Origin of the sequence: Ferrimonas lipolytica, from assembly GCF_012295575.1 — a bacterium.
Lineage (GTDB): Bacteria > Pseudomonadota > Gammaproteobacteria > Enterobacterales > Shewanellaceae > Ferrimonas > Ferrimonas lipolytica.
The window spans coordinates 3290106-3315424 of the sequence record NZ_CP051180.1 but is presented as its reverse complement, the minus strand read 5'-3'; the positions used below and the strand labels follow the sequence as shown (position 1 = coordinate 3315424).

At 51.6% G+C, this 25319-nt stretch carries 21 protein-coding genes; 15 read left to right on the top strand and 6 right to left on the bottom strand.

What is annotated here, in order from left to right:
* Position 1: 1 nt before the first annotated feature.
* Positions 2 to 2323 (bottom strand): class I adenylate cyclase, encoded by a 2322-nt coding sequence (locus HER31_RS15070; RefSeq protein ID WP_168661749.1) that lies wholly within the window; start codon positions 2321 to 2323, stop codon positions 2 to 4.
* 226 nt (positions 2324 to 2549) lie between these two features.
* On the opposite strand from HER31_RS15070, the gene hemC reads away from it, so the two are divergent.
* Genes hemC through HER31_RS15050 form a run of 4 tightly spaced genes read left to right on the top strand, consistent with a single transcriptional unit; the run spans position 2550 to position 6673 of the window.
* Positions 2550 to 3482, top strand: a complete 933-nt coding sequence (gene hemC / locus HER31_RS15065) for a hydroxymethylbilane synthase (RefSeq protein WP_168661747.1) — start codon at positions 2550 to 2552, stop codon at positions 3480 to 3482.
* A complete protein-coding gene (locus HER31_RS15060) occupies positions 3482 to 4237 on the top strand; it encodes a uroporphyrinogen-III synthase (protein WP_168661745.1) in 756 nt (251 codons plus the stop codon). Before hemC ends, HER31_RS15060 begins: the two co-directional genes overlap by 1 nt.
* Positions 4200 to 5507 carry a uroporphyrinogen-III C-methyltransferase gene (locus HER31_RS15055; protein ID WP_168661743.1) on the top strand — a complete coding sequence of 436 codons (1308 nt, stop codon included), beginning with the start codon at positions 4200 to 4202 and terminating at the stop codon, positions 5505 to 5507. The genes HER31_RS15060 and HER31_RS15055 overlap by 38 nt, the downstream gene beginning before the upstream one ends.
* Entirely contained in the window at positions 5504 to 6673 is a 1170-nt protein-coding gene (locus HER31_RS15050) for a heme biosynthesis HemY N-terminal domain-containing protein (protein WP_168661741.1), read from the top strand. Before HER31_RS15055 ends, HER31_RS15050 begins: the two co-directional genes overlap by 4 nt.
* On the opposite strand, the gene rarD is transcribed toward HER31_RS15050, so the two are convergent.
* A complete protein-coding gene (gene rarD / locus HER31_RS15045) occupies positions 6670 to 7578 on the bottom strand; it encodes an EamA family transporter RarD (RefSeq protein ID WP_168661739.1) in 909 nt (302 codons plus the stop codon). The genes HER31_RS15050 and rarD overlap by 4 nt on opposite strands.
* Before the next feature lie 64 nt (positions 7579 to 7642).
* Positions 7643 to 8113: a thioesterase family protein gene (locus tag HER31_RS15040; protein ID WP_168661737.1), complete on the bottom strand. Its 471-nt coding sequence runs from the start codon at positions 8111 to 8113 to the stop codon at positions 7643 to 7645.
* 226 nt (positions 8114 to 8339) lie between these two features.
* On the opposite strand from HER31_RS15040, the gene recQ reads away from it, so the two are divergent.
* Complete coding sequence (recQ, locus tag HER31_RS15035; protein ID WP_168661735.1) at positions 8340 to 10169, top strand: DNA helicase RecQ; 1830 nt, start codon at positions 8340 to 8342, stop codon at positions 10167 to 10169.
* Here recQ and HER31_RS15030 read toward each other — a convergent pair.
* Complete coding sequence (locus HER31_RS15030; RefSeq protein ID WP_238786842.1) at positions 10151 to 11857, bottom strand: hypothetical protein; 1707 nt, start codon at positions 11855 to 11857, stop codon at positions 10151 to 10153. The genes recQ and HER31_RS15030 overlap by 19 nt on opposite strands.
* Positions 11858 to 12214: 357 nt before the next feature.
* Between HER31_RS15030 and leuA the strand changes: the two genes are divergently transcribed.
* The 5 genes from leuA to HER31_RS15005 all read left to right on the top strand — a co-directional run bounded on the left by leuA (position 12215) and on the right by HER31_RS15005 (position 18783).
* Positions 12215 to 13765, top strand: coding sequence for a 2-isopropylmalate synthase (gene leuA / locus HER31_RS15025; protein ID WP_168663385.1), 1551 nt, complete (start codon positions 12215 to 12217; stop codon positions 13763 to 13765).
* Positions 13762 to 14856, top strand: a complete 1095-nt coding sequence (gene leuB / locus HER31_RS15020; RefSeq protein WP_168661732.1) for a 3-isopropylmalate dehydrogenase — start codon at positions 13762 to 13764, stop codon at positions 14854 to 14856. Before leuA ends, leuB begins: the two co-directional genes overlap by 4 nt.
* The gene (gene leuC, locus HER31_RS15015) at positions 14856 to 16280 is read left to right on the top strand and encodes a 3-isopropylmalate dehydratase large subunit (protein WP_168661730.1); all 1425 of its coding nucleotides are present in this window, start codon (positions 14856 to 14858) and stop codon (positions 16278 to 16280) included. Before leuB ends, leuC begins: the two co-directional genes overlap by 1 nt.
* Positions 16280 to 16867 carry a 3-isopropylmalate dehydratase small subunit gene (gene leuD, locus HER31_RS15010; RefSeq protein WP_168661728.1) on the top strand — a complete coding sequence of 196 codons (588 nt, stop codon included), beginning with the start codon at positions 16280 to 16282 and terminating at the stop codon, positions 16865 to 16867. Before leuC ends, leuD begins: the two co-directional genes overlap by 1 nt.
* A gap of 611 nt (positions 16868 to 17478) precedes the next feature.
* Positions 17479 to 18783 carry an outer membrane protein transport protein gene (locus HER31_RS15005; RefSeq protein WP_168661726.1) on the top strand — a complete coding sequence of 435 codons (1305 nt, stop codon included), beginning with the start codon at positions 17479 to 17481 and terminating at the stop codon, positions 18781 to 18783.
* Positions 18784 to 18841: 58 nt separating this feature from the next.
* Here HER31_RS15005 and HER31_RS15000 read toward each other — a convergent pair whose 3' ends face one another.
* Complete coding sequence (locus HER31_RS15000) at positions 18842 to 20893, bottom strand: S9 family peptidase (protein WP_168661724.1); 2052 nt, start codon at positions 20891 to 20893, stop codon at positions 18842 to 18844.
* Positions 20894 to 21004: 111 nt separating this feature from the next.
* On the opposite strand from HER31_RS15000, the gene HER31_RS14995 reads away from it, so the two are divergent.
* The 5 genes from HER31_RS14995 (at position 21005) to HER31_RS14975 (ending at position 24677) form a co-directional block, all read left to right on the top strand.
* On the top strand, positions 21005 to 22411 hold the full coding sequence (locus HER31_RS14995; protein ID WP_168661722.1) for a protein adenylyltransferase SelO: 1407 nt from the start codon (positions 21005 to 21007) through the stop codon (positions 22409 to 22411).
* Entirely contained in the window at positions 22375 to 22680 is a 306-nt protein-coding gene (locus tag HER31_RS14990) for a DUF3630 family protein (protein WP_168661720.1), read from the top strand. Before HER31_RS14995 ends, HER31_RS14990 begins: the two co-directional genes overlap by 37 nt.
* Positions 22677 to 23672, top strand: a complete 996-nt coding sequence (locus HER31_RS14985) for a serine/threonine protein kinase (RefSeq protein WP_168661718.1) — start codon at positions 22677 to 22679, stop codon at positions 23670 to 23672. The genes HER31_RS14990 and HER31_RS14985 overlap by 4 nt, the downstream gene beginning before the upstream one ends.
* 65 nt (positions 23673 to 23737) lie before the next feature.
* Positions 23738 to 24355, top strand: a complete 618-nt coding sequence (locus tag HER31_RS14980; RefSeq protein ID WP_168661716.1) for a thiol:disulfide interchange protein DsbA/DsbL — start codon at positions 23738 to 23740, stop codon at positions 24353 to 24355.
* Positions 24356 to 24470: 115 nt separating this feature from the next.
* A complete protein-coding gene (locus tag HER31_RS14975) occupies positions 24471 to 24677 on the top strand; it encodes a DUF1107 family protein (protein ID WP_168661714.1) in 207 nt (68 codons plus the stop codon).
* Positions 24678 to 24767: 90 nt separating this feature from the next.
* Here HER31_RS14975 and HER31_RS14970 read toward each other — a convergent pair whose 3' ends face one another.
* The gene (locus HER31_RS14970) at positions 24768 to 24992 is read right to left on the bottom strand and encodes a cell division protein ZapB (RefSeq protein ID WP_168661712.1); all 225 of its coding nucleotides are present in this window, start codon (positions 24990 to 24992) and stop codon (positions 24768 to 24770) included.
* Between the last annotated feature and the right edge of the window lie 327 nt (positions 24993 to 25319).

Below are 25319 nucleotides of genomic sequence, written 5' to 3'. Positions count from 1 at the left end.
GCTACCTATCCAGTGGCGCTAACTGCCACTGGTTGCTTTGATCGCGCTGCAAGCGGTAAAACTGTGGCCGTTCGAAACCGGGGCTACTTACTCCTAGCTCATTGGCCTGCAGAGGCATGCCCAACTGTGGGCTAAAGCGCTCTATGGTTTCGTCCAGTCGCGCCTGCTCTATCTGCAATGATTGCAGTCGATTATCTACATCTAACATAAACACCTGCACCAACTCCGCGGAATCATCGATAAAGATCTGGGTAATACCCCGCCGTGCATTATTTCGTACCACCTCGGGCAGATGAATATCCGGCTCAGGGGCGGGCATTTGTAGTTCTCGTAGTAGCTGCGGAACTGCATCAAATCGGCGCCAACGTAGCTGTCGCCGTGATACCACCACCGCATAACGATGTTCGGCAATATCAATAAACCACGGCGTTTCGGTCGGCAATTGGCGTTGAATTTCAGCGCTGCGAACCAGTTCGGTTAATGTCCGTTCTATATTGGCGGTTTGATGCTTAGCACAACATAAGAACTCGATGTCGAGTTTGCGACCTAAGCCGCTAAAGAGCTGATTGAGTAACTGCAGTGGGGCCTCCTCACCACGAAATTGAAAGCAGTGGCGCTCTCCCCAAGTGTTAGTGGTGATCAGGTGTAAATCTCCCAACATGCTCCGTGCCGGTGTACCAAGTGCCAGCGGATTATTGTTACGTTGCAGGTGCCATTGTGATGCCTGCGGGTGCAGCTTGGTCGGGTCGAGATCGAGGTTGGCAACTACAAAGGCACGTTGGTACTGCCACGGCTCTCCCAAGGCTGAAAAGCTGCTCTGTTCGGTACGGCGATACCATTGCCCTAACTGCTGACCAATTCTCGACAAGCGGTCGCTGTGCCAGCATTGGCTCTCTTGATAGCAATTGATCTCGCACTCGGGGCCGATTAAGCCGTTGGATGCTGCCCATAAAACGCAATTAAGGCGATTGCTGCTTTGATACAACGGGCTTTCACCAAATAGGTTATTGCCCTCAGGCGGACGCCGGTACAGGTACCAGCCGGGTTCCAAATTGTTCTTCGATTGCACTGCAACAAGTGTTAATGAAGTTTCCCCCAGTTCGTAACTCCATAACCGGTTAAGTTTAGGAATCTTGTTGGGTGCCGCTTCATATTGCGCCGATAGCTTGCGGGTTAACACCGTCAACTCATCGAGCCGCAACCGACTAGGTAATCGCAATGTTTTGGCTAGATGGGTTAAACGCTGATAGCTGGTTAACATCGAATGATTTAGGCGCTCATTAAACCAATGCAACTGGCCCGAATGCCAATGATGTGCATTGTCGAGGTGTTGAAGCATTTGTCGGGTGAATTGCCACCGCTCAACCCCATCGCGGAGGTAACTGTAGCGCCAATCTTGCTGGCTTAGTGGTTGGCTTAACGGCAAACCGCACTTTAGGTAGAAGCAGCGTCGAGCCAAGGATAAGCGTTGATGATCGCGCAATTTGATTAGGAACTCTTCAATTCGCTCGAACATCATCCGATAGTGATCAAGCTCCGGCAATGGTCTACCGGCTTTAAGGCGGATCCATAATTCATCACGAAGAATGCGCAGATCTGGAATATCAGCAACGTAGCTTTCCAGCAGGAGGATCTTCAACAGCGCTTTGTGGGGGCGATCTAACCCCTTAAATAGGTGCCATAATACGCCGCCAAAGATCTCTGCTGAGGGCAGGTGGCGCAGTTCACCCAAGCTGAGCAACTGCGGGTGATCCTGAGGTGCATGGGGCCACCATGCCAAAGGCTTACCAGCAAGGTGAATTTGGCTGCGATAAAACTCTTCTAATAGCAGCCACGACTGGGCGCTGCCACTATGTTCTTTACTGAGCTTGCCGCGTTGACCTCGCTCCATCCAATCCGGCGTCAGCAAGAAGATATGCAATTCGATGCCGTTGTGGAGGTAGAAGTCGCTGAGCAAGCGACACTTAAGTTCCAGAGCTTCGAGGCTGGCATTGTCCAATTGCGGCGGATAGATAAGCCAGCAATCGAAATCAGACTCTGGCCCCTGGCCGACGCTGCCGCTGCTGCCCATGGTGTAGAAACCAAGCAGTGGACCACTTTGCGCGTTCAGGTGGGCAACATCGCCAACGGTGATCGGCGGTTCGACAAAACCGAATGGGGCATTAAATACAAAACCGGGCTGACCGGGTTGGTTACTGTGTAAAAACCAAGGCAGTTGTTGCAGCAATGCCGACCGCTCAGGGCCTAGCTGAGTCAGAGCGAAGCCCAATCTACTGGTATTAAGCGTGGCACTGAGAGCGATGTCGTGAGCGATGTTAGGCAAAGCGAAAATCCAAAAACGGCTAAACTGTGATTAGCTTAACATTTTTTGTGGTCCTTAAGATAAATGTGATCAACATCAACTTTTTGATGGTCGGAGCAAAACCAGATCGCTAATGTGTTGTCGCTCCACCTTTTTCGTAGATTGTATCGGTGGCACCATAATGACATTCGACTGATTAATCACTCTCTAGACCCAACCCGGTCTTTAGCCAAGGAAACATACCGCAATGGCGCGTACAGAAATTCGCATCGCAACTCGTAAAAGCCCACTTGCTCTATGGCAAGCTGAATTCGTAAAAGCTGAGCTAGAACAGGCTCACCCGGGCTTAAAGGTTACCCTGCTTACCATGACCACCAAAGGCGATATCATTCTTGATACCCCATTGGCAAAAGTGGGTGGTAAAGGCCTATTCGTAAAAGAGCTGGAAGTGGCTATGTTGGAAAACCGAGCCGACATTGCAGTGCACTCAATGAAAGATGTACCGGTTGAGTTCCCAGAGGGACTGGGTTTAAGCGTTATCTGTGAGCGTGAAGATCCGCGCGATGCTTTCGTATCTAACACCTACAAGACTCTGGAAGAGCTGCCACAAGGCGCCATTGTTGGCTCTTCGTCGCTGCGTCGTCAGTGTCAGTTGCGTGCTATGCGTCCTGATCTGGAAATCCGCGATCTGCGCGGCAACGTAGGTACTCGTTTAGGCAAGCTTGATAACGGCGATTACGATGCCATTATCCTTGCAGCTGCTGGCCTGAAGCGCCTAGAGCTGGAAGAGCGTATCGCTTCTTTCATCGAACCAGAGCAGTCACTGCCGGCAAACGGTCAAGGTGCGGTAGGCATCGAGTGTCGTTTAGATGACGTTGAACTTGTGCAGATGCTGAAGGTGCTAGAGCACGTTCCAACCCGTGCTCGCGTTATTGCAGAGCGTGCGATGAATACTGCACTGGAAGGCGGTTGTCAGGTGCCAATCGGTGCTTACGCTGAAATCCAAGGGGACAACCTGTGGCTGCGTGGCCTAGTTGGTGACCCAGATGGCACTAAAGTACTGACCGACGAAGTCACTGGTAAAGTCGACGATGCCGAGGCCATTGGTCTGGAACTGGCGGCTAAGCTACGTGCCCAAGGCGCTGCTGAGATTTTAGAAAAGGTATACGGAAGCAAGTAATGCACCTGCTGTTAACTCGACCTGCTGGGCGCAATGAAGCGCTGGCGAGTCGGTTGCACGCACTGGGTCATCAAACCACCATCGCGCCGATGGTGGTTATTGATGCGCTGCCGAGCTTAGATGAAACGCCGCTTCAGCACGCTGATGCGGCGTTTTTTGTATCTAAGACAGCGGTCCAGTTTGCTGATCAACAACTCGCCGGCCGCTGGCCAGACATTCCTTGTTTTGCGGTTGGTGCTGCCACTGCTAATGCCCTAAAAGCCTGTGGTGCTCGGGTGTTTCATCCTGCTCCAGAGGCGGAAACTAGCGAAGGGGTATTGGCGCTGCCACAATGGCGTACTATTAAAAATGCGAATGTGACTATTGTTCGCGGCGAGGGTGGACGCACATTGGTCGCTGATTCTCTTCAACAACAAGGTCATAAAGTCTACTCTTGGGTGTTATATCGTCGATCTTATCCCGTGTTATCGCCGCTACAATTGCAACAGTGGCAACAAACGGGAGTTACCGCCATACTGGCAACCAGTGGCGAAATTCTAGAGAACTTCTTTCAACAGGTGCCGATCGCCGCACACCCGTGGCTTTGCCAACAACGCTGGCTTGTGCCAGTAGAGCGCATTGCCCAGCTGGCTCGACAACGTGGTTGTCGTGACATTAGCGTGATTGGGGGTGCAGGAGATGACGCCATCATTGGCATGATAGGAACACTGGATTCATATGGAGCAGACCCCAAAGGACCCGCAACGTCCGTCTAAAACTAGCCCTGCGGGCAAGAGCCGCGCTGCGCGCCAACGTAAGCGCAATAATCCAGCGGCACAGAACGCAGAATCAACATCCCCAGTAGAGGCTAATGAAGCGTCTACTGCCGCGGTTGTCGACACCAAACCTGTCGTGGAGAGCGATACCCCTGTGAGCAACAACACCGGTGCAGCTGCGCCTACCCCAAAAGCGGTTCAGGTGGATCCAGCCAACGGCAATACCCAGGCTGAGCCCGTCCGCGACAAACAGGGCGGCGGTGCCGCAATTACCATCTCTTTGATTGCACTGGTTATCGGTTTAGGCTCAGCCGTTTTTACCGGTTGGCATTTTCTCCAAGGCCAACAAGAGCGGCAAACCAATGCGTTGCTAAGCAACGACATCGCCGATCTCAAATCGCAACTGGCGCAACAAAGTAGCCGTGCTCAGGGTAGCCTTGAACAGCTGCAACAGCAGCAACAGGGTAATGCGGAAAAGATGGGCGCGTTGATCAGCAACGTCAAGCAAGCTGAGCTGCGGATCCAAGCTGAGCAAGAAAAGGTGCGCAATGCCCAGCCACAAGATTGGTTGCTAGCGGAAGCTAACTACCTGCTGCAGATGGCCGAACGTAAGTTGATTCTAGAGCAAGATCCTGACACTGCGATGATGTTGCTAAAGGATGCGGACGCACGTTTAGCGCTGCTTTCTAGCCCGCAACTCAAGCCAATTCGCCAAGCGCTGCAGAACGATTTAGCCAAGGTGCAAAACCTGCCACGGGTTGATCGTGATGGTATCGGCATGGCGATGGAAGCGCTGGTACAAGAGATCGATAACCTGCCGCTGAATCGGGTCGAGTTACCAGAGGTAATCGAACAACCACAAAGCAGCGAAGTCTCGACCGATATGACCCAATGGCGAGCTAACTTAGTGGCCAGTTGGCGTGCATTGATGGATGACTTCATTACCGTACGCCGTCGTCAAGAACAGGTGCAACCGTTATTGGCTCCGGCGCAAGAGTGGTACCTGCGTGAGCATTTGCGCGGCAAGCTATCACAAGCGCAATTGGCGTTGTACTTGGGTGATGAAGCGGCGATGGATCAAGCGCTCAAAACCGCCCAAGGCTGGGTGCGTGATTACTTCAACTTAGAAACGCCACAAGTTGAGTCAGCTCTGAAGCGCATGGCCACGTGGCAAAACGCTGATTTAGCCAAGGTGCAATCAATTCAGTTTAGCGCCGCTGAGCCGCTGCACGAATTGGTGGCGAAAAGCTTGCTGAAGGAGGCGCCATGATCCGCTTATTGATATATGCGGTACTGGTGATCGCGGGGTTGATTGCTGGCCCACAGTTGGTTGAGTATAAAGGCTATGTGATGATCTCCGTGGCCGACTACACCGTCGAAACGTCACTGGTGGCATTGGTGATTATCGCTTTGGTGTTATTTGCTGGTTTGCAGTTACTTGAGTGGCTAGTGATCAAACTAATCAACACTACCGGTGCCACTATGTTGATGCCAAAACGCTGGCGCCAGCGCCGTGCTAAGCAGCATACTTTGAGTGGTTTCTTGGCACTGGCTGAGCAAGATTGGAGCAAAGCTGAGAAAGCGATGGCCAAAGGCGCTAAGGCTGGTGAGGCACCGATGATTAACTACTTTGCTGCCGCCCGAGCAGCTCACCAACGTGGTGATAGTGAAGCATGGCAAGGTTACCTCACTCAGGCCGAGAAACAGCCAGATGCGATAACCACCGCCGCCATTACTCGCGTACGTTACCTGCTTGAAGATGGCGAGTTTGAACAGGCTCGCACCCAGCTTGATGGGCTTGATGCTGGGGTTAAATCTAAGCCGACAGTACGCCGTTTGGCTCTAGCACTGTATCGCAAGCAGCAGGATTGGGATGCTCTGGCTGAGTTGATCCCGCTGATCAGCAAAGATAAGGCTCTACCAGCGGCGGAACTGGCGCAACTGCCTATTGAGGTAGAGCAAGCGCGCTTCGCCATTTGCGAGACCGTTGATGGGGTTAAGAATCGCTGGGATGCATTGCCGCGTCAGTTGAAAAAACGGCAGGACTTGCAGGTACTCTATGCTCAGCAGTTGGTGCGTTTAGGGGCTAATGACAAAGCCCGTGCGTTCCTACTCGATAAGTTGCCTAAGGGGCAACCTGAAGAAGCGATGCTGAATGTTCTGTTGGATGCCTCTGCTGGCGCCGAAGAGGAGTTGGGCAACGTATTACGACGTAAATACCCGAATGCTGATGTGGCGGCACTAGAGGATTGTTACGGCACCTTGGCGGAACGCCATAAAAGCTATGACAAGGCCTTGAACCACCGCCAACAGGCGTTAGCTAATGAAGCTACCGTCGCTCGTTATCAGGGGGTTATTACCCTGCAAGAGCAACTTGGCCAGCGCGATCGAGCGCTGACCAATTACCGCAAGATGCTGGAGTTGATGCAGGCCTAAGCGGCCGAACTCCGCTTCGCTTTACGTCGAGCCCTAGCTTTGGTTAGGGCCTCGGCGCTCATCAAAATCAGTGCTAACCAGATGCAACCAAAGGTAACGGTTTGCTCTGGGTTAAACTGCTCGCCAAAGATGGTTAGCGCCATCACCAGCATCAAGCTTGGGCCGATGTACTGCAACATCCCCAATAGATAAAAGGGTATCCTGACCGCGGCGGCACTGAATGCCAATAACGGTAGGGTAGTGACCACGCCTGACAGCACCAGCAGTAGATTGATGTTTAATGGGTTACTGCTCATGTCGCCGCTGGCAGTATCAATCAAACTCCAATAGAGCAGCGCAAACGGTAATAACAACGCGGTTTCAATCAGCAGTCCGGTGGTGGCTTGCACCTTGATCTGTTTGCGGATTAGACCGTAGATGCCGAAGCTGGACGCAAGAAAAAGCGATACATAAGGCACAGAGCCGAACTGTACCAACTGGTACAACACCCCAATCGCAGCTAATGCCACCGCAACCAGTGACAGCTTACCTGGGCGCTCGCTTAGCAACATCACTCCAAGGGCAACATTCAATAGTGGGTTGATGAAGTAGCCAAGGCTAGCATCGATAACGTGATCGTTGGTTACTGCCCAGATGAACACCAACCAGTTACAGGCTATAACCGAGGCGCTGAGAAACAATAAACCGATTATTTTAGGGCGACGTAACAGCGTTCGCACCTGGCCCCACTGTTTCTGTAGTAGCACTAACGCCAATACCAACCCAAACGACCAGATAACACGATGCATCACTATTTCGTCGGCAGGAATCGATTTTACCGCGGCGAAATAGAGCGGGGCGATTCCCCACATAACGTAGGCGGCGATAGCATATAACGTGCCGGTACGCTGCTCTTGTTGTGGCATAGTTGGTTACTCAAATTTAAAAAGTGCCGCATTATGCCATTAGCTACCGTTGGGTGTAGTGGTATTACCCAACTAAATAGGTGCCGGTGCCAGCTGCGATGTGATCGCCTTGATGGTTGTGTAGCTCCATCCGCACCACCGCGACCTTGTTGCCGGTCCTAATCACCTTACCGGTTGCGATAAATTGCTTGCCACGGCCGGGGCGTAAATAATCGATTCGCAAATCGATGGTGCCGAGATTGGCTAGACGAGCCATGATCTCATCGGCCTGCGCTTCTGGGTGACGTTCAATAACGCCGGCGAATGCGGTCATGCCTCCGGCGACGTCGAGTAAGGTTGCGGTAACCCCACCGTGCAGAATTTGATGACCTGGGTTTCCGATAAGTTCTGGCCGCATGGTCAGGGCAACCTCAAGACCATTGAGGTCGTAGTGATTGATTTCCACCTGCAGCAACTGATGGAAGGGGATCTCCTTGGCAAACAGTGTTTGTATCTGCGCCAGAAGCCGCCGTTGCTGTGCATTGCTGTCGTTCATCCGTTGAACCTCTTCGCTAATATTTAAGCCATCCGTGCTGGCTATTGCTGCCCATATCAGTATTGAAGTCGATGCCGAATCCCAACATTTGAGCTTGCAACAAGCGGATCTCACAGCAAATTCAATAACGTAGTTGTGGCTGACGTAAACTGGCAATAATGAGCAGCTATTTGGTGTAATTGGTATAAAATAGCGCCCCAATTCATTAACGCCAACTGATTAATTGATGACCTCTGCTTGCATAGATGCTCCATCCCAATCCAGTACTGCTGATCATGCCAAGGCGCTGCTGCAGCAGATCTATGGTTATCGAGATTTCCGTACAGGACAGCTAGAGGTCATAGAACAGGTTGTCTCTGGTCAGGATTGTTTGGTGATCATGCCAACCGGTGGTGGCAAGAGTTTGTGCTATCAATTGCCAGCGTTAATGCTACCTGGGTTAACTATTGTCATCTCACCGTTGATCTCGTTGATGAAGGATCAGGTTGATGCGTTGCGACAAAGCGGCGTTGCCGCGGCAGCGCTCAATTCCAGCCTTGATCGAGAGCAGGTAAGTCAGCTATTCGCTGCCATCCACCAAGGTGAGATCAAGCTGCTGTATGTGTCGCCGGAACGGTTGATGTCCTTGCAACACAGCCTCGAGCAGTGGCAATTGTCGATGGTTGCGGTGGACGAAGCTCACTGCATTAGTCAGTGGGGCCATGATTTCCGCCCTGAATACGCCCAGATGGGGTGGATAAAACAGCGCTTTCCTAATGTACCGGTAATGGCACTGACTGCCACCGCCGATGAAGCAACCCGCCACGACATCGTTGAGCGCCTCAGTCTCAATGCACCGTTGCGTCATCTATCGAGTTTCGACCGTCCCAACATTCGCTATACCGTGGTTGAAAAGCTGCGGCCGTTGGCGCAGTTGATGACCTACCTTGAACAGCAAAAGGGCAACGCTGGCATCATCTACTGTGGCAGTCGGCGTCGGGTTGATGAAGTAGCTGAGAAGCTGCGTAAAAAGGGCTATGCGGCGGCGGGTTATCACGCCGGTATGAGTAGTGATGAGCGTGCCCATACCCAAGAGGCGTTCTTGCGTGAGCGTCTGGACATTGTGGTGGCGACCGTGGCGTTTGGTATGGGCATCAATAAATCCAATGTCCGCTTTGTGGTGCATTGGGATCTGCCGAAATCGATAGAGAGCTACTACCAAGAAACTGGCCGCGCCGGGCGAGATGGCCTTGAGGCGGAAGCATTATTGCTGTTTGACCCTGCTGATATTGCCCGGGTTAGACATCTGCTCGAGCAAGGTGAGAACGGCGCTAATCCGGTCGATCTACACAAGCTAAATGCGATGGCGGCATTTGCTGAGGCGCAGATCTGTCGGCGCCAAGTGCTGTTAAATTACTTCAATGAGCCCAGTCATGAACCTTGTGGCAACTGCGATATCTGTACCGATCCGCCCAAGCAGTACGATGGCAGCCAAGATGCACAAAAGGCGTTGTCCTGCGTTTATCGAGTGGGACAACGCTTTGGGGTTGGCCATGTTATCGAGGTGCTGCGCGGCAGTGCAGCACAAACGGTGCAAGATCGTGGTCACCATAAGTTGACCACTTGGGGGATTGGTAAAGATAAGAGTCATGAACATTGGCTATCGGTAATCCGGCAGCTGATCCATCATGGCTTGTTATTGCAGGATATCACCCGCCATTCGGTATTGGTGCTTACCTCCGCCGCCCGCGCCGTGCTCAAGGGTGAGCGACAGCTGCAATTGGCAGAACCCCGCTTGACCCTAACCAAGAGTAGCGGTCGTAAAAGCCGAGCATTGCCGCAACAATACGATCGCCGTCTGTTTGCTAAGCTGAAGAACCTCCGCCGTACCTTAGCGGATGAAGCCGGTGTGCCGCCTTATGTGGTCTTCAACGATGCTACGTTGGCAGAAATGGCCGCTGACATGCCGACTAAACCAAGTGAACTGTTAGCCATTAATGGCGTTGGGGAGCGCAAGCTGGATCGCTTTGGTGCGCCGTTCTTAACCTTGATTAGCGATTATATCGACAATGGCTGAGTACGACTGCGGGCATGACTACTAGTGAGTTCGTACTCCAGCCGTAGCATGATGCTCTTCTCATCATCAAACTGATTTAGGCGTCCCTGAGCGACCTGATAAGCACGGATAGATATCGCTTCTAACTGCAATGCTATCCGCTCATGACGCCACTGCAGTTCACCGTCACTGGCGAACGGGAACATCAATAGGTAATCAAGCTCATTGAGCTGGAGACAGTGATCCTGCGGGCGCAGATCTTGGGTCAGCTGTAATCGTATTCGCTCCGAGCTAGCAGCTACGTTAGTCAATCGTAGCAACAGCATCGGCAGTGGGTCTGATTCATCCTTAGCCTGTTGTATCGCTACCGTAAGCTTGGCTTCCGGCGTTTGGTTTTGCTCAACCTTGTGGCCGATGCGGTTAGCTGCACGCCATACCGCAACAATAATAACTAGCATGGTTAAACCTAATGCATAGCCCTGCCACCGTAATAGTGATTGCTGGCCACGATAGTGGGCTTCTGCGGTTGCAGCGAGCCGCTGTCGATGACCATCTAACTGTTCGTTAAGTAGTTGTTGTTGTTCGAGCAAGACCTGTTTTTGTTGATCGGCGTTGATGATTTTTTGTAGATCGGTGTACTGCGCTAGTGATTGATACGCTTTGATAAACTCTTCAGCGGCGAGGTGATAACCGGCGCTCCAGCGTTCCACGGCAGCAACCGGCTCAAGCCGATAGTCTTGCTTGAGCAGCCGTTTAGCAATATTGATGTGTTCCCAACCAGATTGGTCACCGGATTGTATTTTAGCCTTCCCCAGCATGATTAGTGCTAAATCCACTTGGTAAGGCTGTGCAGCAGCTGTATAGATAGCAATGGCCGTATTGGCGTGGTTAATAGCCGCAGGGTAATCCTCTACTTGATAGGCGACACTGGCACGAAAATCGGCAATCTTGCCGTGGTTGATGATTTGCTCATCCGGCAGATGTGTTGATAACTGTTGCAGTTGTTGGTGCGCTCGTTGCAGTAAGCCTTGATGTTCCAACATCACCGCATAATTGAATTGGATAAACCATTGCAGCACGGAGTCGGGGCGGACATTGAGTAACGCCTGCTCTACAGCATGCTGTGCTTTGGGGAAGTTGTTGGGGCTATCAAACGCCCTAGCAATACCATAGTGCATCATCGCTTGCGGAACACCTATCCAAGGGGATGGAGGTGACTTTTGGCTTATCACTAATGCTTCGGAAAGGTTATCAACGATGACCAGTGGGCCCTGATCAAGTGGCTGATTTAGTGCCAATTTCATCAATAAGGCAGCTTTAAGCTGCGGGTCGTTCCAGCTTTTCGTGTTGTTGATGAGCTGAAAAGTAAGTTGCTGTTGGGCAGCAAACTCGTTGTTAGCGGCGTGGAGGTTGGACTGACACAGAGCGATGATGGAAGTTGCATCGACACTGGTACGACTAAATGCTTTTAGTTCTTGCAGCTGCTGCTCCATGGTATTGATATCGTTAACCAGCGAAGCTTGTTCACAGCGCAACAGGTGCCAGCGCATCTGCCACGGCGAGGTAGCATAGGGATATTGCTCTTGCTTAAGCTGTAACAGCAGCGCTACGACAGAGAGATCTAATTCACTGGTTTTCAGTGCTATATCGTCAAGTGGATCGCTCTGGGCGGCAACGCCGCTAATGCTTAAACATGCACTTATTACCATGGCAATAAGCCATTTGAGCACAATAATCACCTTACTAATCTGTTGGTTGAACGGAAACTATCGTTACTGTATCAGCTTAGCAAGTCACAATGTTTTAAGTGTTATTTAGTCGAGAAAGTAAACAGAAAGCGGTTGACAAAGCGCCGATAACTCGGCAAAGATGACTCATACCATTTGTGAAATTCACATTAACTGGAAACGACTTAAATGTTATTACGTGACCGACTTCTACTAAGCCTACTACCGCCGGGACGCTGCGTGGGGTGAGGCTGTGGGTTGACGTAACAATGACTCGAGCAAACACAAAACCCGCGCACTGCGCGGGTTTTTTTATGCCTAAAAAGGATGGAGGTAATGATGTCGGATAGGGTGATTTTGTTGGACACCACCTTGCGCGATGGTGAGCAGGCGCTGGCGGCCAGTTTGTCAACTAGCGCCAAGCTGCAGATTGCTGTGGCATTAGAGCGGTTGGGGATCGACATTATCGAAGCGGGTTTTCCGGTGTCATCGCCGGGGGATTTTGATTCGGTGCGGCAGATTGCTGCAACCATTAAGAACAGCCGTATCTGTGCGTTATCGCGCGCAGTTCAAGGAGACATTGATGCGGCAGCTCAGGCACTGAATATTGCCGATCAGTTTCGTATCCACACCTTTATCTCTACCTCAGATATTCATGTTGAAAGTAAGCTGAAACGCAGCTTTGAGCAGGTGTTAGAGATGGCCACCGGTGCCATTAAGTACGCCCGCAACTTTACCGACGACGTTGAGTTCTCTTGTGAAGACGCTGGCCGAACTCCTATTGATAACCTTTGCCGTATGGTAGAAGCCGCCATTAAGGCTGGTGCTCGCACCATTAATATCCCGGACACCGTTGGTTACACCACTCCAACGGAGTTCGGCGGTATCATCACCAACATCTATAACCGTGTACCAAATATCGACCAAGCGATCATCTCGGTTCATTGCCATGATGATTTGGGCTTATCGGTGGCCAACTCCATTGCGGCGGTTGAAGCCGGTGCTCGTCAGGTTGAAGGCACCATCAATGGCATTGGTGAACGAGCGGGTAACGCTGCGCTTGAGGAGATCATCATGATCTTAAAAACTCGCGCCGCTCATTTTGGAGTTGATTGTAATGCCGATGCTACCGAGTTGTATCGTACCAGCACTCAAGTGAGTCAGTTGTGCAATATGCCGGTACAGTCCAACAAAGCGATTGTGGGCGCTAACGCCTTTAGCCACAGCTCCGGTATCCATCAAGATGGGGTGCTCAAATCACAGAATACCTACGAGATCATGACCCCGGAATCCGTTGGGGTACCACGTACTACCTTGAATATGACCTCCCGTTCCGGTCGCCATGTGATTAAGCATCGGATGGGCGAGCTTGGCTATCAGGAGAGTGACTTCGATCTGGATAGTCTCTATCAACGCTTCTTGAAGCTGGCAGATAAAAAGGGCCAGGTGTTTGATTACGATCTGGAAGCATTGCTGTTTATGCAGAACCAGCAGACGGAAAACCATTATCAACTGCGTCAATTGAATGTGCAGGCGGGTACCAACCATTTCGCCACTGGTTCAGTAGAGCTGCAAATTGGTGAGCAGATCGTGACCGAAGCCGCCACCGGTAACGGTCCGGTCGACTCAGTTTATCGCGCTATTGAACGGGCTACTGGCCAACAGATGAGTATCCAAAGCTTTGATATTGGCGCTAAGGGGGGCGGTCACGATGCTTTAGGGCAAGTGGACATTACCGCGGAGTTTAATGGCCGCACCTTCCATGGTATGGGGCTGTCCACCGACATTATTGAAGCCGCCGCTGAAGCTCTGTTGTATGTGCATAATTTGATATGGCGCCAGCAACAGATTGATCAGCAGAAACAACAGCACAGTAAGGAAGCAGTATGACTCAGCATCGGATTGCCGTGTTAGCCGGCGATGGTATCGGTCCAGAGGTGATGGCAGAGGCGCAAAAGGTGGTTGATGCCGTGGCCGCACAGTTTGAGTTTGGGATTGATTGGCATAGTTATTTGGTTGGTGGTGCTGCCATTGATGCCACTGGTGCGCCATTACCGGAGGCCACAATGAGTGGTTGTGAAGCGGCGGATGCGATCTTGTTTGGTAGCGTTGGCGGCCCTAAATGGGAAGGCTTACCACCCAATAGTCAGCCCGAGCGCGGCTCACTGCTGCCACTACGTAAGCATTTTGAACTGTTCTGCAACCTGCGGCCGGCTCAGATCCATCCGGGCTTAGAGGGGCTGTCGCCATTGCGCGCCGACATCGCCGCCAAGGGGATGGATCTATTGGTGGTGCGGGAGCTGACTGGTGACATCTATTTTGGTGAGCCCCGCGGTCGTCACGGCGAGGGTGAGCAAGAATACGGCTACGACACCATGCGCTACAGTCGTGGTGAGATCCGTCGTATCGCCCGTTTGGCCTTTGAAGCTGCACGTAAACGTCGTGGCAAGGTCTGCTCGGTAGATAAGGCTAACGTATTACAAACGTCGATGCTGTGGCGTGAAGAGGTAACAACCATTGCAGCTGATTACCCTGATGTTGAGTTGGAGCATATCTATATCGATAACGCCGCTATGCAGATGCTGCGCCGAGCCAGTGAGTTTGATGTGATGCTCTGCGGCAATCTATTTGGTGACATTCTTTCCGACGAGGCGGCAATGATCACCGGTTCTATGGGGTTGTTGCCGTCGGCCAGTTTGAACGCGGCAGGCTTTGGTATGTATGAGCCTGCTGGCGGCAGTGCTCCTGATATAGCGGGGCAAGGCATTGCTAATCCAGTGGCGCAGATCTTGTCCGCCAGTTTGATGTTACGCCACAGCTTGAATGAGATAGCGGCAGCAGATGCGATTGATGCCGCAGTCAGCCAAGCGTTAGCTGATGGCTGCTTAACCAACGAATTAACCCCAGCGGGCCAGGCTGGCTTATCTACCGCTGCTATGGGCGACGCAATCGTTGCTCGTCTGTCACAAGGAGTAAAGTGATGGCACAAACCCTATATGACAAGATTTGGGCGGCACATCAAATCGATACCCCAGCAGAGCAAACGCCACTGCTTTATATCGATCGTCACTTGGTGCACGAGGTAACCTCGCCACAAGCCTTTGACGGCTTGCGCCAAGCTGGGCGTAAGGTCGCTCGCCCGGAGCGTACTACCGCCACCATGGATCACAACACCTCCACCACAACCGCTTCTATTGACGCACTGCCACTTTTGGCACGTACGCAAGTGCAAACCTTGCAAAAGAACTGCGCCGAATTTGGGGTTGAGCTGTTTGATATCCATCATCATAACCAAGGCATCGTTCATGTGATTGGACCTGAGTTAGGTCTAACCCTACCCGGCAGCACCATCGTTTGTGGCGACTCCCACACCGCGACTCATGGTGCCTTTGGTGCCTTGGCGTTTGGTATCGGTACCAGCGAGGTTGAGCACGTATTGGCTACCCAAACTTTGCGCCAACGTAAAGCCAAAACCATGAAAATTGAGGTGTTTGGTGAGGTGGGGCAAGGCATCAGTGCTAAGGACATTGTCCTGGCGATCATTGGTACCGTTGGTCACGGCGGCGGTACCGGCTTTGTGGTCGAGTTCTGTGGCACTGCCATTGAAGCTCTGAGCATGGAGGGGCGGATGACCCTGTGCAATATGGCAATTGAGTTGGGGGCGAAAGCGGGCTTGGTTGCACCGGATAAAACCACTATTGATTACCTTGCTGGCCGACCATACGCACCGACAGGAGGGCCGTGGCAACAAGCCATTGCCGATTGGACAGAGCTACGTAGCGATGATGATGCAGATTTCGATGCCACTGTTTGCATTGATGGCAGTAAGATTGCGCCGCAAGTCAGTTGGGGCACCAACCCAGGCCAAGTGATGGCCGTCGATGACGTTATTCCAGATCCACAAACCATGACCGATCTTATTGAACAAAGTGCGGCCAATAAGGCACTGGGGTACATGGACCTTACTCCAAACCAAGCGATAGCTGAGGTTGCGGTGGATGTGGTGTTTATCGGCTCTTGTACCAATTCTCGTATCGAAGATCTTCGTGCTGCGGCCAGCATTGCCAAGGGGCGCGAGGTCGCAAGTACGGTGCAGGCGATTGTAGTGCCGGGCTCACAGCGAGTGAAGCAGCAAGCAGAGCAGGAGGGCCTCGATAAAGTCTTTACTGCGGCTGGGTTTGAATGGCGCCTGCCTGGTTGTTCGATGTGTTTGGGCATGAACGAAGACCGCTTAACCGCTGGGCAGCGTTGTGCCTCAACCTCTAATCGTAATTTTGAAGGGCGGCAGGGACGCGGCAGCCGCACTCATCTAGTTAGCCCTGCGATGGCCGCTGCAGCCGCAGTGGCAGGCCACTTTGTTGATGTACGCACCATGACCGCCCAGCCATTACAGGAGGCCAACTGATGCAAGCCTTTACTCAACACACCGGTATTGCAGCGCCGTTGCTGCACGCTAACATCGACACCGACCAACTTATCCCGAAGCAGTTTTTAGCTAAGGTAAGCCGTGAAGGGTTTGGTGTGCATCTGTTTCACGATTGGCGCTACTTGGATGATGCCGGCGAGCAACTGAATCCTGAGTTCATTTTGAACCAAGCCCCGTTCAATGGTGCCACTATCCTGCTGGCAGGAGAGAATTTTGGTTGTGGTTCCAGCCGTGAACATGCCCCTTGGGCGCTGGAAGACTTTGGATTTCGAGCGGTGATTGCCCCAAGCTTTGCCGACATTTTCTATCAAAACTCGATCAACAATGGGTTGTTACCGGTAGTGCTACCGGTACAGCAAGTTGAGCAACTGGCTAGCTCAATGGCACCGATTCAGATCGATTTGGTGGATAAGGTGGTGATCAGCAGTCAAGGCGACCGCTTTGCTTTTGAGCTGGATGAAGCCGCGCGACAAAACTTGTTGCAGGGCTTGGATGCTATCGGTGAAACCTTAGCGTTGCAGCAACAGATATCGGCGTTCGAGCAGCAACAACCAAGTTGGCGTTAATGGCATGTAAGCCCGTTTAGCAACGGGCTTCTTGTTCGCTTTTTTCATTTTTCTGCCTAATTGTGTGGCTTTTAATCTGCTTTTAATTCGTATCGCCATTCGTTAATTCCGCTGCATTCGGTCACTTTTAGCGCCTTATAGCGATTAATATCCGCTTTAAAGGGCTGTGTACCAATTAAGTGTTGATCTTTCCAATACTGGTAAAGCACTACCGTCGTTGATCTTCTACCGCTTTGGACTGCGACCTAAGGCAAGGGGGGCAAAGGGGGCGAAGCTCCCCCCTAATGCATCCAAGAATGTGCCGTCGCCACCGCGCCCCCCCTAAAAGCACCGCAATCGGTGAAGCCGAAGGCTTAAGATAAACTTCAACAGCTAATTACGACACAGCCCTTTAAAGCCTAAATTAGAGTATTTACTCTTATTTGGCGGTGATTGAAACTCGCTTCAGTTTGAAGTTATTACTCTAAGTTGAGCTGGAAAGCGCTACAGATCCTCTAGGGATAATGTGATCTGACGCATATAAAGGCGAACTTGTTTTAAATGCTTGTTTCAAATTTGTAACTTCTTAATATTCTTACAACAATAATAACGCCAATGGATATGGAGTAGTTATGCAGTTCCGTAAACTATCTTTACTGGTCGCTGCGCTGGTTAGCGGTCATGTCTCAGCTGCTGGATTCCAGCTTTCTGAAACCTCAGCGACTGGCCTTGGTCGTGCTTTTGCTGGTGCCGCTGCTGTTGCCGACAACGCCTCAAGCCAAGGTCGCAACGCAGCAATGTTGCTTGCCCTTGATGGCATACAATTCTCTGCTGGTGCGGTCTATATTGATCCCGAAGTTGATACCGATGGTACCGTCACCTATTTCAACCCAGTTACTGGACAGATGCAGCAAGCCAATGCGGATTTGAACGATTATGTTCCTAGTGCCGTGGTGCCGAACTTTTATTTCAGCCATAAGGTCGACAATACTTGGGCTTATGGGATCGGTGTTACCTCAAACTATGGCTTGACCAGCGAAACCCCAAGTGACGATCATGCTGCGGCATTCTTGGGCTCTAAGACCGAAGTGATCACCGTAGAGCTGAACCCGAACGTTGCTTACGCTATCGATGAGAACTACAGCATCGGTTTCGGTATTCGTGCTCTTTACGCCGACGGCGAGATCATCGCCCATGCGCCGAGTTGGACCGATGGTCTAAATCAACAATTGGTTGCGGTTGGCGCAGCACCTGCCTACCCACCCGGCGGCACTCTGCTTAGCAAGGTCTCCGGCGATGATATCGCTTGGGGCTATAACTTTGGGGTCCATTGGCAGTCGAATAAAGGTCACTCGCTTGGTTTTGCATACCACAGTGCCATCGATTTGGAGTTAGAAGGGGACTACAACGTGTTTGCTGGAGAAGCGGGCTATGTGAAGCGCTCGGCTTCGATGGACGTTACGCTCCCGGCATTTGCTGAATTCGCTGGTGCCCATCAGTTAACCCCGGCTCTGCGCATGAGCGCCTCAATTAAGTGGACCCAATGGAGTGAATTTGACGATCTGATCGTTGATTACGACGGCGGTTCCGATCTGCTTAAAGAAGAGAAGTTCGATGATAGCTGGCGTTTTGCGCTTGGTGCTGATTACCGCATTAACTCCAACTGGTTAATGCGTACCGGTGTGGCTTATGATCAAGCAGCAGTCGATAACGAGCATCGTACCCTGAGTATTCCAGATTCCGATCGGATCTGGCTTAGCGGTGGTGTGGCGTACGAGTTTAGCCCACAGTTAACTCTAGATTTCTCGGCAACCTACATTGCTGCGACTGGCGATGGTGACATCACTGAAGAGCAGCCGGCATTAGGTGCACTGTATGAAGGTGAAGTAGACGGCGATGTATGGCTATTGGGCGTGCAAGCCAGTTACCGCTTCTAGGCTGTTGTTCGTTTGATAAAACGGCCTCGCGATTGCGAGGCCGTTTTGGTTGGCTGGGCTACGATTGCGACGTTGCTTTGCCCAAAACATAGTGGTTAAACCAAGCCAGATCCCAGTTCATCTTGGCGGACTTGTGTTGATAGGTGCTCAGTCCGTGACCTTCGCCAGGGTAGATCAGCAACTCGGTCGGCACATTGAGATACTGTTTCAAGGTGCGATAGAGCGCTTTAGCATGAGGTGCTGGCACCCGTTCGTCGTTTTCACCCATGTGGATCACCGTGGGGGTGGTGATATCCGCAGCGTGACTTAAGCTCGATGCGTTGTGGTACGCCTCGGTTTGCTCCCACGGCAGGCCTTGCATGTAGTTGATTACGTGTCCTGGGGTGTCTTCTAACATCCACTGTAACCGTTGATCCCACACCCCGGCCCCAGAGCTGGCGGCTTTATAGCGATTATTGGTGCTGATCAGGGCATTGGTAAGATAGCCACCGTTACTCCAGCCCATCACAGCCAGTTTCTCGCCGTCAACGATGCCGTCAGCAATGAGCTTATCGACCCCAGCTTCAATATCAGCAACCTCAATCAGGTGCTCTTTACCGATCAGATCGACCAAGAACTGATCGCCATAGCCGGTAGAACCGCGGTAGTTCGGTGACAACAACGCATAACCATTAGCGGCGAACACACTGCGGCCATAGCTGCGGTGCTCCAACGAATAGGAGGTTGCCGCCGTTGGCCCACCATGGATCTGCACCACCAGTGGTAACGGTTGGTCGCCTTTTTTATAGCCAGCTGGTAGCTCCAGAATTCCCTCTACCGTGCTGCCATCAGGAGCCTGCCAGCGGACTGTTGAGATCTGTGGCAGTAACCAATTATCGACCTGGGGGTTGATATTAGTACGTCGAACCGGCGGCTTGCCAACCTTACCACTGTAAAGTTCGTAGAAGTGGTCAAGGCCGTTATGGCTAAGAGCAAGTTGTTTGCCGTTAGCGCTAAACTGAAAGCCACCGACCACATAATCAGCTGGAGTTAGGGTACGGGTTTTTCCCTGTTTGGCGTCACGTACGGTGGTGCAGCGCAGCGGCACGCGACCGTGGTCATAGACGCGGTAACACAGCTCATTACTATTTGGACGCCACAGGATGTTGCTGCCATTGAGGGTATCGTCCCCTTGGCGGGCTATATCGAGCTGATTGGTGACCTTGCCGCTGTTATCGATGCGGCTGACAAATAACTGGCCTGGGTAGCCATCGTAGTCGATACGAAACGCCAGTTGATTGCCGTCATTGCTCCAACGCGGTTGCATTAACCAGCCATAGGGTGACGGTGCTTGAGCGCGCCAAGCGTCATCAGCTAACACGGTATTGCGCTTGGCGTCGACATCATAAACCTCCACCTCGCTCCACCCCTCAAGGTGAACCAGCTCGTTATCTAAGGTGGTGACTCGAGCTATCCGTTTACCGTCACGGCTGACATCAAAGTCCCACACCACCTTATCGTCATCGAGAACCAATTCAGTGCGGTAGTTGTTTAGATCTAACCGATACAAGGGATTTACGCTAACCGTACCGTGGCCGTACTGCGGTTTGTCATGGTTGGCACGCAATGTTGCAAACGGACCTGACTCTTTGTGCTCCCGTTCGCTCAGAAACCAGAGACTATCGCCCTGAAGCTGAAACTTACTGATACCTGCTTTTACTGAGGTAATTGGTACTGTTTCACCGCTGGTGAGGCTAAGCCGAAAAATCTGCGTCTTGCCATTGAATGGTGGGTTATCCGCCTCGTCCTTTTTCTGCGCTTTGCTGAAAAAGAGGTAGCGCCCGTCAGCGCTGAAAACGGGTGAGCTTTCGTTTTCGCTGGTGAAGGTTAAACGCTCTGGAGTGCCATCTGGCAGGGTGATACGCCATAGATCCTTCAGGATTTTATCGGCCTCTTTATCCCAGTGTGATTGAACCCAAGCCGCTTGTTTGCCGTTATCACTGAGGACAAGTTGGCTTAGGCCTTGGATGGTAAAGTAATCATCGATGGTGATGGCGTGATTGCGCTCGCCGGCATTAACGCCAACGCTAGTTGCTGCCAACAGTGACAGCGTAAATAGTCCATGCTTCATAAGTTAACTCCCTGTGAACTGTGGCAGAGTATAAGAAAGCAGCAGTAAGCGAAAGACAACGCCATAACCCGGCGATGATGATTGCGGTCAAGATCAACAACAGGAGCGCCGATGGAACTGCAAGGATGGCAACAAGGTATTGGTTTAAGGCTACCGTGGCTCGGCAGTGAAGTCAGCGCGCAGCCGTTACAGCAACCCCGTTGGTTGGGCTGGAGCGAATCGGTGGCACAACAACTCGGCTTGAAGCCAGATGAGCAGCTGCTACAGCTGTTTAGTGGCCATAACCAGCTGCCGTGGGCTGGCTTTGCGCAGGTCTATAGCGGCCACCAATTTGGTGGCTATACTCCGCAGCTAGGGGATGGGCGTGGCATGTTATTGGGGATGCGTAATGGCTATGAGCTGTTCGCCAAAGGCAGTGGTATTACCCCATACAGTCGCGGTGGCGATGGTCGGGCGGTATTGCGCAGCGCCGTGCGCGAGTTTCTGGCCAGCGAAGCGTTGCATCACCTTGGTATTGCCACTTCTCGGGCACTTGCTGTGGTTGGTTCATCCACTCCGGTGTACCGAGAAGAGGTTGAGACCGGGGCAATCACCATTCGGGTAACCTCATCGCATCTGCGCTTTGGTCATTTTGAGTATTTCTATTACACCGGGCAGCAACAGCAGCTTGAAGCATTGTTACAAGACTGCATCGAGCAACAGTTTTCACACCTAAAAGACGCGCCAGATGCACGGGCGCAGTGGTTGGCCGAGGTAGTGAAGCGCACCGCCACCACTGTGGCTGATTGGCAGGCGTTTGGGTTCTGCCATGGCGTACTGAACAGCGACAACATGTCGATCCTCGGGGAAACCTTCGATTACGGCCCGTTTGCGTTTCTAAATCAGTTTAACAGCGGCTATGTTTGCAATCATTCTGATCACAGTGGTCGCTATGCCTTTGATCAACAGCCTGGCGTAGCAATGTGGAATTTGACCAAATTGGCTACGGCACTTAGTGGACTTATTCCAGCCGAGCAACTAGAAGCAGCACTGGCGAGCTATGAACCGGCCTTGGTACAGCGTTACTTGGAGCGCATGGGGGCACGACTGGGACTGGTTGAGCCTACTCCAGCGGATTTGGGACTGCTGGCGGATCTGTTATCGCAGTTGCAAAGCCAGCAGGCGGATTATCACCTTACCCTGCGGCAGTTTAGTCAGCTCGACCCCAATGCCGAGCGTTGTCCGCTGCTTGGCGGCGATGAGATGCAGTTGTGGTGGCAGCAGTATCAGCAGCGAATTGGGGTCATTACAGATGTAGATGGGTGGCAACAACAACGAGCAGCGGCTAATCCAGTCATTATCTTACGCACCCATCTAGCTCAAGCGGCGATTGAAGCGGCAGAGCTGGGTGACAATGGTCCATTAGAACGCTTGCACCTCGCCTTAACTCGCCCCTATGATCCTCAGCCACAAGATCATATCTATTGTCAGGAAGCCCCCGCATGGAGCCAAACGCTAACTCTCTCTTGCAGCAGTTAACGATACAGTCATCCGCACCAGAGCAACTGTTGTGGCATTGCCCGCTAACCCAAGAGCAAACGTTGCTAATGGTACCAACGTTACTGCAACGATTGGATTGTCAGTTAGGGGAGCTGCAACAGGGCGCCGACCGCTTGTTTTGGTTGGTAACCTTTGAGGGTGAACCGCTGGAGCTGCATTTTGAGTCGCTGTGCGACAGCCTGTGGCTTCAAGGTAACGTTGATGATATCCAATTCCTCCGCACACTTGCAGCTAAGGTGACCGAATGAGCCACGCTCAGTTTGACTTTCAATCCCTCGGGCCAGATTTGCTTCTTGATGCCATTGAAACCCTTGGGATCTACCCTGAAAGTGGTTTGTTGGCGCTGAATAGCTACGAGAACCGGGTGTATCAGTTTCGTGCTGATGACGGCCATCGCTACGTCACCAAATTTTACCGGCCGCAACGCTGGAGCGAAGCGCAGATCAAAGAGGAGCATCAATTTGCGCAAGAACTGGCGGACGAAGAGGTGCCGGTTGCCGCCCCGTTACAGTTTGATGGTGAAACCCTATTTAGCCACCAAGGTTACCAATTTGCGCTGTGGCGCAGCGTTGGTGGACGTCAGTTTGAGGTCGACAACCTCGATCAGTTGGAGCAAGTAGGGCGATTCTTAGGGCGCCTGCATCAGCAAGGGCAGAAGCAAGCGTTCCAGCATAGGCCAACGCTAAGCATCCAAGAGTTCGGTTATGAAGCGAAAACAATATTGCAGCAACAGGCGCAAATGGGCAGTTATCTGGAAACCGCGTTTTATACGGTACTGGAACAATTGTTACAGCGTATTGCAGCGCCGTTGAACCATAGTCAATCCATTTTGCGGCTGCACGGCGATATGCACCCGGGCAATATTCTTTATATGGATGACGGCCCAAGTTTTGTCGATCTAGACGATGCCCGCATGGGACCGGCTGTTCAAGACTTATGGATGATGCTTAATGGCGACCGACAACAGCGCTTATTACAACTAGACATTCTGCTTGAAGGGTATGAAACCTTTGCCAGTTTACCGACTAGCCAGCTTGCCTTGATTGAGCCTTTACGTGCATTACGAATGATCAATTATCTAGCGTGGTTGACCAAACGCTGGCAAGATCCAGCTTTCCCACGGAACTTTCCATGGTATGGAACGGACAAATTCTGGGAAGAGCAGGTTCTTGCGATGAAAGAACAGTTAGCCGCGCTGGATGAGGCGCCGCTTTCTTTAGCTCCAGGTCAGGGCTACTGATTGGAATTTTTATCGATGCTGCGGCACAGTGTTCGCAGCACATTTGTAATGGAACGAGCATAAATATGAAAAAATTGATGGGTATTGTATTCGCATTGATGTTGGCGCCAATGGCGTGGGCTGCGGATTATCAGGAAGGCGTTCACTATGAAGTAGTGAGCTCAGCTCCAGTGAATGGCACTCCAACCGTGACTGAATACTTTTCGTTTTACTGTCCGCATTGTTACAGCTTCGCTCAGACCTACGTTGGTCCGATTAAGCAAGGCTTGGCTGACGGCGTTAAGTTCCAACAAGCCCACGCTGATTTTATCAACGGCAATGGTCCGGGCAGTGGCATGCGCATGAGCCGTGCTTTAGCAATTGCTAAAGTGCTGAAGGTTGAAGAGAGCATCGAGCTGCCATTGTTTGCCGCTATTCAAGATTCTGGCCGTCAATTTACTACCGATGCCTCTATCAAGCAGTTCTTTGTGGATGCAGGTGTTAACGCTGACGATTACGACAAGGCAGCTAAAAGCTTCCCTGTAAATGCGATGGTGAAGAAGTGGCAGAAAGATCTGAGCGCTACCGGTGTTCGTGGCGTTCCAGCATTGATCGTCAACAATAAATATAAAGTTGAGATGGGAAGCATTAAGTCGCTAAACGACCTACACGGCCTGCTCAACTACTTAGCTGCAAAGCAGTAACAAGGTTTTTGACTGAGGCAGCGGAACCGTTGCCTTGGTTTCATTAATCTGAACCTTGATGGATAAGTTGTGTCTGACTTCATGGTTGAAGCAGGAGATCGAAAAGGAATTACCGATGAGAATATTTCCTCTATATGCGCCCCGGCTTATTGCCAAACACGCCAAGATCTTCCGTGACGGTGTGGTGCGGGTGCAAGAAGATGAACTTGGTGAAATCGAATTTAGAGATGGGCGTTTTGTAATGCCTAGCCGCTGTACCAATAAGATGCGCAGTGTTGTTCGAGAACTAAATAAGCTGTTAAGTATCCCTAAGACAGCGTAATAACGACTTTATTGGTTTCAGATTGCCATCAAAAAAGCGCCGCTATCATAGCGGCGCTTTTTGTTGGTAATCTCACCAGCGGAAAGTGGCTTAAGCCACATCAACGGTCAGCTTACCCAGTAACCCTTCAACCTTCTGGTGCCATTCTGCCAGTTCATTTTTTAGACGCTGGTTTTCCGACTGCAGGTTGTCACGTTGTTGTTCTAGTTCAACACCACGTAGCTTCTCTTCTTCCAACTCAAGCTGAGTGATTTCTAGAGTTTCTAGGGCGTTATTTACTCGAGATTCTAATTTTTCTAGTAGCTCTAAGCTCATGAGGGTCAGTCCTTACTTCGTTGATGTCGTTGATTCTAGCAACCCTTAGCAGCAGCGGATATCAATTGAGCAAGTAATTCTGCCGGTTTGTTTAATCTTTGCGCGATTGTGGCGAAATAACTGACGACGCCCCAGATTCCTTAGGGATTCGAAGCGGTGAACCCCCCATTTTTTAGCCGCTCCGAGTTGAGGAAGCGCTATTCGACATATAGGCTGCAGTGATTGTTCGAGCCTCATTCATCCATGCTCTGAACCAAGATGTGGGAGACTTCACATATTGGTCGTTATGAATCGGCGTAAGCCTTGGGGTCAGAGCGCTGTCGATGA